The organism is Tersicoccus solisilvae (genome assembly GCF_014643255.1).
GTDB lineage: Bacteria > Actinomycetota > Actinomycetes > Actinomycetales > Micrococcaceae > Tersicoccus > Tersicoccus solisilvae.
On record NZ_BMJI01000037.1, the window covers coordinates 1 to 10,855 of the forward strand.

A 10,855-nucleotide genomic window follows, 5' to 3' on the forward strand; every position below is an offset into this window, starting at 1 on the left:
CGGTGCGCGCCGCCGCCCCCGAGCGCCGGGGCGCGGTCACGGCCGTCCGGGGCCTCGGCCTGACCGTCGCGGGCCTGCCCGGCTCCGTCGGCGACGTGCTCACCGTCGGGGAGGACGCCCGGGTCGACATCGAGGTCGTCGCGGCCGGGCAGACCATGACCTGCATGCCGCTCGGCGCGCTCGACGGCATCCGCGTCGACGACCCCGTGCGCCGGCGGCCCGGCGGCTCCACCGTTCCCGCCGGCCGGGGTCTGCTCGGCCGCGTCGTCGACGGCCTCGGCCGGCCCATCGACGACCGCGGTCCGCTCACCGGCGTCCACCCCGTCCCGTGGGCCAACACCGCGCCGCCCGCGCTGGGCCGCGCCCGGATCGCCACCCCGATCGCCACGGGCGTGCGGGTGCTCGACACCCTGACCACCGTCGGCCGCGGCCAGCGACTCGGCCTGTTCGCCGGGTCCGGCGTCGGCAAGTCGTCCCTGCTGTCCATGGTCGCCCGCGGCACCGCCGCCGACGTCGCCGTCATCGCCCTCGTCGGCGAGCGCGGCCGCGAGGTGCGCGAGTTCCTCGAGGACGACCTCGGCCCCGAGGGGCTGGCCCGCTCCGTCGTCGTCGTCGCGACCGGCGACGAGCCGGCCCTGATGCGGCTGCGCGCCGCCGGCACCGCCACCCGGATCGCCGAGGCGCTGCGCGACGAGGGCGCCGACGTGCTGCTGATGATGGACTCCCTGACCCGCGTCGCCATGGCCCAGCGCGAGGTCGGCCTCTCCGCCGGGGAGCCGCCCGCCACCCGCGGCTACCCGCCCTCGACCTTCGCCGTCCTCGCCCGGCTGCTCGAGCGGGCCGGCACCGCGGCCACCGGTTCCATCACCGGCATCTACACCGTGCTGGTGGACGGGGACGACCACAACGACCCCGTCGCCGACTCGGCCCGGTCCATCCTCGACGGGCACGTCGTCCTCGACCGCGCGCTCGCCGTGTCCGGCCACTTCCCGTCCGTCGACGCGCTCGGCTCCGTCTCCCGGCTCGCGTCGAGGGTCACCGACCCGCGGCAGCGGGCCCTGGCCACCGGGCTGCGCCGGGTGCTCGCCGCCCGCCGCTCCGCCCAGGACCTGCTCGACGTCGGCGCCTACCAACCGGGCAGCAACCCGCTCGTCGACGCCGCCGTCGCCCACCGAGACGCCATCGACGGCTTCCTGCGCCAGCCGATCGGTCAGCGCACCGAACCGGAGGACGCATGGCGCCGGCTCGGCGACCTGTGCACCCTGCTGGGGGTGGCCGCATGAGCGCCCCCTTCCGACTCGCGGGCCTGCTTCGGCTGCGCCGCCTGACCGAGGACGCCGCCGCGTCCTGGTGGGGTGGCGCGGCCGCGGAGCACCGGGCCACCCGTGCCCGCCGGGACGAGATGTACGGCCGCGCCGTCGCCGCACCGGCGGACGCCGACAGCGTCGCGAGCCTGCGCGCGATCGCCGTCGCCCGGTCCTCCACGGTGGCGCTGCTGGCCCAGCTGGATGCCGCCACCGAGGCGGCAGCCGATCACGAGCGTGCGCTCCGCGAGGCCTGGACCGCCGCCCGGACCGCCACCGCGGGACTGGAGAAGCTCGAGGAACGGCACGATGCCCGGGTCGCCCAGGAGGACCTCACCGCCGACCAGGCCGCCCTCGACGAGCTCGCCGTCACCCGGCATGGCCGCGGCACACCGGGAGGAACGCCGTGAGCATGACCGAGACGATCGGGCGCATCGCCCAGATCCACGCCCGCCTGGCCACCCTCGCGCCCACCCGCGCCACCGCGCCCACCGCGAGCACCAGCCGCGCGACCCCCGCCTCGTCCGGTGTCTTCGCCTCCGCGCTGGACCAGGCGCTCGCCACCGCCGACGCGCCGGCCTCCACCGGGGCCGCCGCAGCGACCGGGACCGAGAGCGCCCCCGCGACGAGCGCCGTCGGCTCCGCGGCCGGGGTGACCGACGCGGTCCGGGTGACCGGCGACGACGTCGTCGCCGCCGCCAGGACGTACGTGGGCGTGCCGTACGTGTGGGGCGGCACCGATCCGGCGGTCGGCATGGACTGCTCCGGGTTCGTCCAGCGCGTGTTCCAGGACGTCGGCGTCGACCTGCCCCGGCTGGTCCGGGAGCAGATGACCCACGGCACGCCCGTCGCCTCCCTCGCCGAGGCGAAGCCGGGCGACCTGCTGATCAGCTTCGGCGGGGAGCACATCGCCATCTACGTCGGCGACGGCAAGGCCATCGACGCGCCCGTGCCGGGCAAGACCATCCAGGTGCGCGACGCCTGGGAGAAGTACGGCAACCTGACCGCGATCCGCCGCATCGTGCCCGACGCGGCGGCGGTCGCATCGCCCGGTGCGTCGGCCGGCTCGGGAACGGGGGCGACGGGCTCGACCGTCGCGGTGGCGGCCACCTCCGCGCCGATCACCGTCGGTGCGACATCGGTGCCGCTGACCGCCGACCAGAAGCAGTACGCCCAACAGATCGTCAACCGGGTCAAGGAGCGGGGCCTGCCGCAGCGAGCGGCCGAGGTCGCGCTGGCCACCGCCATGCAGGAGTCCAACCTGCGCATGTACTGGAACCCGAAGGTCGCCGGCTCCGAGGCCCTGACACCGGACAAGGCGGCGCGCGGGGTGGACGGCTACTCCGTCGGGCTGTTCCAGCAGCAGGTCAACGGGTCGATGTTCTCGTGGGGCACGGTCTCCGACGCGATGAGCCCGAAGCGGTCCACCGACATGTTCCTCGACCGGCTGCAGACCATCCCGGGCTGGCAGCAGCTCCCGCTGACCGTCGCCGCCCAGCGGGTCCAGGTCTCCGCCTTCCCCGACGCGTACGCCAAGTGGGAGGGCCAGGCCCGGCAGCTGGCCCGCGACCTGAGCGCGGTGGCCCCGTGAGCCCGCTGAGCGCCGGGCTGACCGGAGCGACGACGACGGACGGGCACGTTCGGGTCGTCGGCGGACGGGCGGAGCAGGCGGACGGCGGGTCCTCGGCCGGACGCTTCGCCGCTCGGCTGCAGGACGCCCTCGTCGGAGCCGACACCACGTCGCCGGGCGCCGGCTCGGGGGCGCCGTCGGTTGCCGGGACCGCGGCCCCGCTCGATGCCGCCGCCGACGCCGGATGGACCGGTGCGGGCACCATCGTTGCTGGGGCGGCCGCTGCTTGCACGACCGCCGCCGGGACGACCGCGCCCGGGCCTCCCCTCGCCACGGCCACGGCCACGGTCGCCCTCGCGGGCTCCGTACTCCCGGCCCCGGTGATCGCGGTTCCCGGCGGGTCCGACGCGGACGCCGGACCGGCCGGCCTGCCCCGGGCCGGTGCCCGCGGGCCGCTCCGGTCCCTGCCGGTTCTCGCGCCGACGGCGGGAGGGCGGTCCGAGCGTGCCGCTGCCGGCGATGCGTCCGAGCCGCGGGACGGATCCGCGGGCGGCTCCGCTGCGGAGCCCGCGGCGACCCACCCAGAGACGACGGGGCGGGCGCGCGTCGCGGCCGACACCCACGCCACCGCGGGTGTGCCGACCCCGGGTGACGACACCGTGCCCGGTGCCGTCACCGGCGGCACCACCACGAAGGGACCGATCGTTCCGGTCCCTGCCGCCACCCCGACCGGTTCGGCCGCGACCGGTTCGGACGCGTCCGTGCCGGAACCGTCGCTCGTTCGCGGCCGGTCCACCGCGGCCGACACCGATGTCCGCGGACTCGAAACCGTCCCGGCCGGCAGCACCTCGACCACCGACGCGGTCGTCGTCCCGAGTCCCACCGCGCTGACAGCCACCGTGCCGACCACCACCGTGCCGACCACCACCGTGCCGACAGCCGTTGTGTCGACCGCCGTGCCGGCGGCCACGGTGCCGGCGGCCACGGTGCCGACTGCCGCCGCCCCCGCCGCCGTGCCGACTGCCGCTGTGTCGACTGCCGCCGCCCCCGCCGCCGTGCCGAACGCCGCCGTGCCGACTGCCGCTGTGTCGACGGGTGCCCCGGGCAGCGGTGCGCAACCCGACGGGACGGCCGGCGTCCACGCCCCCGTTCCGTCGGCCCCCGCCACGGTCACCCCCGTCGCCGCACCCCTGGCGGGCGGCGAGTTCCCGCCGCCGGCCCCGGCCGCCGCGGTGCTCCCCGGGGCGCGACAGGTCGGTGAACCGTCGGCTGAGGGGACGCCCGCCGACGGAGTCGGCTCCACGGCCGCGATCCCGACAGCGGTCGCCGCGCACCCTCCGGTCGCCGCCGTCGCCGCCGCGCCGCCGACGCCACCGGCGCCGGGCCACCCGCAGCTGCACGCCCAGCTCGGCCGCGCCTTGGCCGGTCTGCGCACCGCGGGGGAGGGCCGGCACCAGCTCACCATCGCCGTCCGCCCCCACGATCTCGGCCCGGTCACCGTCCAGGCGATGATCGAGAACGGCGTCGTCCGGATCGAGCTGTTCGCCCCCACGGACGCCGGCCGGGACGCCGTCCGGTCCGCGCTCGCGGACCTGCGTCGCTCCCTGGCCGAGACCGGGCTGAGCGCCGACCTCGACCTGTCCGATCGGTCCGCGCCCCACCCCGGCAGCGAGACCGACCGCCGGACCGGTGACCGGGACGGTGGGCGACAGCGGCCGAGCGACGGGTCCGACCGTGTCGGCGCGACCGGCGCCGGGACCGCCGTCCCGGTCGCCCCACCCGGCGGCGCACGCCCGGACCGCTCACCGGCCCACCTCGACGTCCTGGTCTGAGCGCCGCACCGACCCGATTCCCGATTCCCGACCCCCGACCCGAGAAGGAGCACCATGCCGATCGACTCCGTCACCGGCGTCGGCAGCGCCACCGGCGCCACCGCCGCGACCGGCGCCACCACCACGGCGACCACGCGCACCCCGGTGCAGACCATGGGCTCGGAGGTCTTCATGTCCCTCCTCGTCGCCCAGCTGAAGAACCAGGACCCCAGTTCGCCGATGGACACCGGCCAGATGATCGAGCAGACCACCCAGCTCTCGATGATGGAGAAGCTCACCCAGCTGGCCGAGGACACGACCACTGCCCGCGACACGCAGGTGCGGGCCGCGTCCGCCGCCCTCGTCGGCCAGACCGTCTCCTACCGCGCCGACGACGGCACCACGACCACGGGCACCGTCGACGGCGTCACCTACGCCGGCACGGACACGACGCGGGGCACCGACCCGACCCTGTCCATCGACGGCACCCGCGTCCACTACGCCGACGTCCTCGGCGTCGGACGCTGACCGTCCCGAGTACCCGACCGCACCCGCACCGCTCCCGAACCGAACGCGTACCCCGACCCGTCCTCCCCGCACCGACCACCCGGTGACCGGCCGCCCGGCCCGTCATCACCGCACGAAAGGCACACCATGCTCCGCTCCCTGTACTCCGGCATCTCCGGCCTGCGCGCACACCAGACGATGCTCGACGTCACCGGCAACAACATCGCCAACGCCAACACCACCGGCTTCAAGGCGTCGACCACCCAGTTCCAGGACACGCTCTCGCAGATGACCCAGGTCGCCGGCGGGCCGCAGACCGAGACCGGCGGCACCAACCCGGCCCAGATCGGCCTCGGCGTGAAGGTCGCCGCCGTCACCAACGACTTCACCCAGGGGGCGGCCCAGTCCACCGGCCGGACGACCGACATGATGATCTCCGGCGACGGTTTCTTCGTCACCAGCAAGGCCGGGGGCACGGCCTACACCCGCGCGGGTTCCTTCGACTTCGACGGCATGGGCCGCCTGGTCAGCCCCGACGGGGCGATCCTGCAGGGGTGGATGGCCGACGCCGGCGGCCGGGTCACCACCGGAGCCCGGCCCACCGACCTGTCGGTGCCGAAGACCATGACCATGCCGGCCAGTGCGACCACCCAGGTCGTCCTCGAGGGCAACCTGCCCGGCGACACGGCGGTGGGCACCAGCATGACGAAGGACGTGCGCGTGTTCGACGAGCTCGGCGCCGCGCGGACCCTCAGCCTGACCATGACCCGAACGGCCGGAGGCTGGAACATCACCGGCACCGACGGGAACGGCGGCACCGGCAGCACCAGCCTTACCTCGACCGGGGGTCGGCTGCAGCCGACCGGCCCGCTGACCGTCGGCGGCGTCACCGTGGACACGGGCGACCTGACCGGCTACGCGGGCAACAACACCGTGACCGGCAGCGCCACCAACGGCTCCGCCGCCGGCACGCTCGAGTCCTTCAGCCTGGGCGCGGACGGCACCCTGACCGGCTCGTTCAGCAACGGCGGCAAGTTCGTCATCGGCCAGGTGGCCATGGCCCGGTTCACCAACCCGGCGGGCCTGGAGAAGGTCGGCGGGACCGCCTTCCAACCGACCCCGAACTCCGGCGAACCACAGCTCGGCACGGCCGGCACCGGCGGCTTCGGCACCCTGTCGGGCGGGCAGCTGGAGATGTCGAACGTCGACCTCTCCCAGCAGTTCACCAACCTGATCGTCGCCCAGCGCGGCTTCCAGGCCAACGCCCGCATCGTCACCACCTCCGACCAGGTGCTGCAGGAGCTCGTCGAGCTCAAGCGCTGACGCCCGCCTCACCGCGCCTCGGCCCGGACCCGGCGCCCCGGGTCCGGGCCGAGGCGCATCCGCGCCGGCCCGCCGTTGAGCGCCGGCCTTACCGCACGGTCCCCGGCTGCCGACAGTGTCCGGTGACGCGTCCGACCGGGCGCCGCCCCTCACGGACCAGGAACCGCGCCCATGATCGTCGTCACCCGGCTGAACGGGACCCGCTTCGCGGTCAACCCCGATCTGATCGAGCGGCTCCACGCCAGTCCCGACACCTACCTGGTGATGGTCGACGGCACCACGTACGTGGTGTCCGAGTCCATGGACACCGTGATCGAGCTGATCGCCCGGTACCGGGCCCGGGTCGTCGCGGCCGCGCGGGCGTTCGGCACCACCGAGGCCCCCCGGCTCAGCGTCGTCCCCGAGCCGGACCCGCGCCACGACCGGTCGATCGCCACCTCCGGCCCGCTGGGCGAGCCGCCGGCCGGACCGCGGGGAGCGCCGGTGCAGGACCTGGTCCCCACCGTCCTGCACCCGACACCCTGAGATCCGCCCCGGACCACCCCACCGTCGAGACGACCCGCACCACCACGAGGAGCACCCTTGGATCCCGCCACCTTGATCGGCCTGGTGCTCGCCTTCGGCTCCGTGGTCGCGATGGTCACCCTCGAGGGAGCCTCGATCATGTCCCTGCTGCTGCCGGCACCGATGATCCTCGTCTTCGGGGCCACCATCGCCGTCGGGTTCGCGGGCAACACCCTCAAGGACGGGCTGCACGCCTTCACGTCGGTGCCGAAGGCGCTGCTGGGCCGCACCACGCCGCCGCAACAGAGCATCGACACCATCATCGGCCTCGCCGAGAAGGCCCGCGCCGACGGTCTGCTCGCCCTCGAGTCGGAGGCCTCGGGCACCAAGGACCCGTTCCTCGCCGGCGCGCTGCAGAACATCGCCGACGGCACGGACCCCGAGGAACTGCGCATCCTGCTCGAGGACGAGATGGCCACCCGGTCCCGCTCCGACCGGGCCGCCGCGAAGTTCTTCGCCGTCCTCGGCGGGTACGCGCCGACCATCGGCATCGTCGGCACCGTCGTCTCCCTCACCCACGTGCTGGAGAACCTGTCCCGACCCGAGGAGCTCGGGCACATGATCGCCAGCGCCTTCGTCGCCACCCTCTGGGGGCTGCTGTCGGCCAACTTCATCTGGCTTCCGCTCTCCGGCCGCCTCGGCCGGCTCGCCGACCTGGAGGGCGAGCGGATGCTGCTGCTGATGGAGGGCGTGCTCGCCGTGCAGTCCGGCACCCAGCCGCTGCTGCTCGCCGAACGGCTCAAGGCGATGGTGCCCGTCACCCAGCGCAAGGGCGGCAGGGCCAAGGGCGGCAAGCCGGGCAGGGCGACGTCGGGCGCCACCGCGGACTCGCTCAGCCTGGACGCGGCGTGAGCGCTTCGCGACGACGGCGACGCCGCTCGGACCACGAGGGCGAGGAGCACCACGTCGACGAGCGGTGGATGGCCTCCTACATGGACATGGTCACGGTGCTGATGTGCATGTTCATCGTCCTCTACGCCATGTCCACGGTGGACACGGCCAAGTTCGAGAAGCTGCGCAACTCCCTCGCCACGGGCTTCGGGACCACCGTGACCGCGAGCATCGACACGGCGGAGGGCACCGTCGTGCGCGCCGAGGACGCCGGCAAGGACGCGGAGGGCTTCAGCGGCAACCAGGCGCTCGCCGTCGCGGAGACGACGAGACTCACCGGGCTGCAGCAGCAGATGCAGAAGCGGCTGGAGGCCGCCGGCCTCGCCGGGAACGTGACGATGACCGTCGACTCCCGCGGGCTGACCGTGCGCCTGGTGGGTTCGCACACCTTCTTCCAGCCCGACAGCGCGGACCTGAACCGCCACGCCGAGCGGGTCCTCGACACCGTCGCCCCCACCCTCACCTCGTCCCGGCGGCAGATCTCCGTCGAGGGTCACACCGCCAACCTGCTCACCGTGTACCCGTCCGTGTGGGAGCTGTCCACCGCCCGCGCCACCACCGTGCTGCGGCACCTGGTGGAGGCGGATCGGGTGCCCGCGACCGTCGTGCGGGCCACCGGCTTCGGGTCCTCGCGGCTGCTCACCACGGGGCGCACCCCGGCCGACCACGAGCGGAACCGGCGGGTCGACATCGTGCTGCTCTCCGACCTTCCCGACGCCGTGCGCAAGCTGCTGCCGGCCGCCGAGGGCTCGTCCTCTCGCTGACCCGGCCGGGCCCTTACCCGTCGCCCGCCGGGGCCGATAGTCACCGGCGTGAGCGTGCAGGAACGGGAGATCACCGGGGAGGACCGTCAGGTGGCGGTCTACGACTTCCGCCGTCCCACCACGCTGGCGCGACGGCACAGCCGCATCCTCGAACTCGGCTTCGAGACGTTCGCCCGGCAGTGGGGCACGCAGCTGACGGCCCGGGTGCGGGTCACCTCCTCGGTGGGCCTGCAGTCCCTCCTCATGCAGACCTACGACGAGTACGCGGCGAGCCTGCCCGCGACGACGGCGATGGTGCTCTGCGTGCCGATGGACAGCGAGGACACGATCATCGTCCAGTTCCCGACGGCCGCGGCGCTGGGCTGGATCGCCCGGATGCTCGGCGGCACGGGCGAGCGGCAGGACGGCGACCGGATCTTCACCCCGGTGGAGAAGGAGCTGATCCAGCGGCTGATCAACGAGGCGCTCGAGGACCTGCATTACTCGCTGGGTCACCTGCTACCGGGCTCGTCCCGGGTCGAGTCGATCCAGCACCACCCGCAGTTCGCGCAGGCCGCGGCGCCGGGGGACGTGATGGTCGTCGCGACGTTCATCGTCCGGGTGGCCCACACCGCCGCCCCGGCGACCGTGGTGCTGCCCGCGTCCCTGCTGCTGCCCCGGCTCGGTGCCGTCAACCCGACCGTCGCCGCGGCCGACGCCCCCGGCCAGGTGCGCGCCCAGCTGGCCGAGGTGCCCGTGGACGTCGCCGTCACCCTGACCCCCCGGCGCGTCACCAGCCACGAGGTGCTCCGCCTCGCGGTCGGCGACACCGTCATGCTCCCGCACGGGACGCACCAGCCCTTCCGGGTGACCGTCGACGGCGTCCCGCTCGCCGGCGCGACGGCCACCCGCACGGGTGCCCGCACCGGCGCCCTGATCACCAGCACCGAGGAGAACCCGCGATGACCGTCACCACCACCGGCGCGCAGGCGGCCGACCTGCTGGCCGCGTACCTGCCTCACCCGGGCCTGGCCGTCAGCGGTCACGCCGACGCGGCCGCGGCGCTCGCGTTCGCCCCGCACGCCGTCACCGCGGCCTACATCGGTGCCGACGCGGTGGACCTCGCCCTGCTGCTGCGGGACACCGCGTTCCTGGCCGCGGCGGCCGGTGCCGGCGCCGGGGACCTGGTGCAGGCCACCGACGTGCTCCGGCCCGCGCTCGAGCACGCCGTCGAACCGTTCGCCCCCGGCGCCCTCTCCGACCTGACCGAGGCCGACGCCACGGACCTGCTGCTCGACCCGCGGACCGAGATCCACGAGCTCTCCGACGGGGTGGCCGTCTTCGGCTGGTTCGCCCTCCGGATCCGCGCCGCGGCCGCCGGCACCACCGGCCCCACCGGCGTGCTGGACGCCTCCTTCGCGGACCGGCTCGGCCGGATCAACGACGTCGAGATGAACCTCACCGTGGAGATCGGCCGCGCCCGGATGCGGATCATCGACGCCCTCGCGCTCGAGCCCGGGCACGTGATCGAGCTGGACCGCTCCGCCGGCGCCCCCGCCGACATCATGCTCAACGGCCGGCGGATCGCCCTCGGGGAGGTGGTGGTCGTCGACCAGGACTACGGCGTGCGGATCACCCGCATCCTCGACGTCGCCGAGGCCCCGAACTGATGGACTCGCTCGTCCTGGGCCTGCGGGTCCTCGTCTCGCTCGCCGCCGTCCTCGGCCTGATCTGGGTGCTGCAGCGTCGGCTGAAACGGCGCGGCGGTTCGACCCGCGCCGCCGGCCCGGTGATCAGTGTGCTCGGGCGGCAGGGCGTCGGGCACAAGGCCTCCGTCGTGCTGCTCGACGCCGACGGGCAGCGCCTGCTGCTGGGCGTGACCGAGCACCGGGTCTCCGTGCTGCGTTCCACCCCGGACACCGAGGCCGCGCCGGCGAGCACCGAGGCCGCGTTCGCGTCCACGCTCAGCGCCGCCACCGGCTCGCCGCGGAGGGCCGCGGCCCACCGCCCGCGGGCGACCCGGTCGGCGGCACCGGCGCCGGACCTGCCGGCCGGCACCGCGGCCGTCACCACGTCCATCAGCGAACCCGACCACGGCAGCGTGCTGCTCGCGGCGACCGTGCCCGCCGAGGACCCCGAGGG

The 10,855-nt window shown here is 74.9% G+C and carries 12 protein-coding genes; all 12 read left to right on the forward strand.

Translation table 11 applies throughout. The features are described 5' to 3' along the window. The first annotated feature begins 2 nt into the window (after positions 1-2). Positions 3-1,283, forward strand: a complete 1,281-nt coding sequence (locus IEX22_RS15170; RefSeq protein WP_188669241.1) for a FliI/YscN family ATPase — start codon at positions 3-5, stop codon at positions 1,281-1,283. After that, positions 1,280-1,714: a flagellar FliJ family protein gene (locus tag IEX22_RS15175; protein ID WP_188669242.1), complete on the forward strand. Its 435-nt coding sequence runs from the start codon at positions 1,280-1,282 to the stop codon at positions 1,712-1,714. Before IEX22_RS15170 ends, IEX22_RS15175 begins: the two co-directional genes overlap by 4 nt. Before the next feature lie 2 nt (positions 1,715-1,716). Next, complete coding sequence (locus tag IEX22_RS15180) at positions 1,717-2,895, forward strand: C40 family peptidase (protein ID WP_188669243.1); 1,179 nt, start codon at positions 1,717-1,719, stop codon at positions 2,893-2,895. Next, positions 2,892-4,706 (forward strand): flagellar hook-length control protein FliK, encoded by a 1,815-nt coding sequence (locus tag IEX22_RS15185; RefSeq protein WP_188669244.1) that lies wholly within the window; start codon positions 2,892-2,894, stop codon positions 4,704-4,706. Before IEX22_RS15180 ends, IEX22_RS15185 begins: the two co-directional genes overlap by 4 nt. A 54-nt stretch (positions 4,707-4,760) precedes the next feature. Further along, positions 4,761-5,213 carry a flagellar hook assembly protein FlgD gene (locus IEX22_RS15190; RefSeq protein ID WP_188669245.1) on the forward strand — a complete coding sequence of 151 codons (453 nt, stop codon included), beginning with the start codon at positions 4,761-4,763 and terminating at the stop codon, positions 5,211-5,213. Positions 5,214-5,339: 126 nt separating this feature from the next. Next, on the forward strand, positions 5,340-6,515 hold the full coding sequence (locus IEX22_RS15195) for a flagellar hook protein FlgE (protein WP_188669246.1): 1,176 nt from the start codon (positions 5,340-5,342) through the stop codon (positions 6,513-6,515). A 171-nt stretch (positions 6,516-6,686) separates the two neighbouring features. Further along, positions 6,687-7,040, forward strand: coding sequence for a flagellar FlbD family protein (locus IEX22_RS15200; protein ID WP_188669247.1), 354 nt, complete (start codon positions 6,687-6,689; stop codon positions 7,038-7,040). Positions 7,041-7,097: 57 nt separating this feature from the next. Then, complete coding sequence (locus tag IEX22_RS15205) at positions 7,098-7,931, forward strand: motility protein A (protein ID WP_188669248.1); 834 nt, start codon at positions 7,098-7,100, stop codon at positions 7,929-7,931. Beyond that, the gene (locus IEX22_RS15210; protein ID WP_229660095.1) at positions 7,928-8,734 is read left to right on the forward strand and encodes an OmpA/MotB family protein; all 807 of its coding nucleotides are present in this window, start codon (positions 7,928-7,930) and stop codon (positions 8,732-8,734) included. Before IEX22_RS15205 ends, IEX22_RS15210 begins: the two co-directional genes overlap by 4 nt. Positions 8,735-8,782: 48 nt before the next feature. Beyond that, entirely contained in the window at positions 8,783-9,679 is an 897-nt protein-coding gene (locus IEX22_RS15215) for a flagellar motor switch protein FliM (RefSeq protein WP_229660096.1), read from the forward strand. Next, on the forward strand, positions 9,676-10,383 hold the full coding sequence (fliN, locus tag IEX22_RS15220) for a flagellar motor switch protein FliN (RefSeq protein ID WP_188669249.1): 708 nt from the start codon (positions 9,676-9,678) through the stop codon (positions 10,381-10,383). The genes IEX22_RS15215 and fliN overlap by 4 nt, the downstream gene beginning before the upstream one ends. Beyond that, positions 10,383-10,855 (forward strand): FliO/MopB family protein (locus IEX22_RS15225; RefSeq protein ID WP_188669250.1); only part of this gene is annotated, 473 nt, incomplete at its 3' end. The genes fliN and IEX22_RS15225, both read left to right, overlap by 1 nt.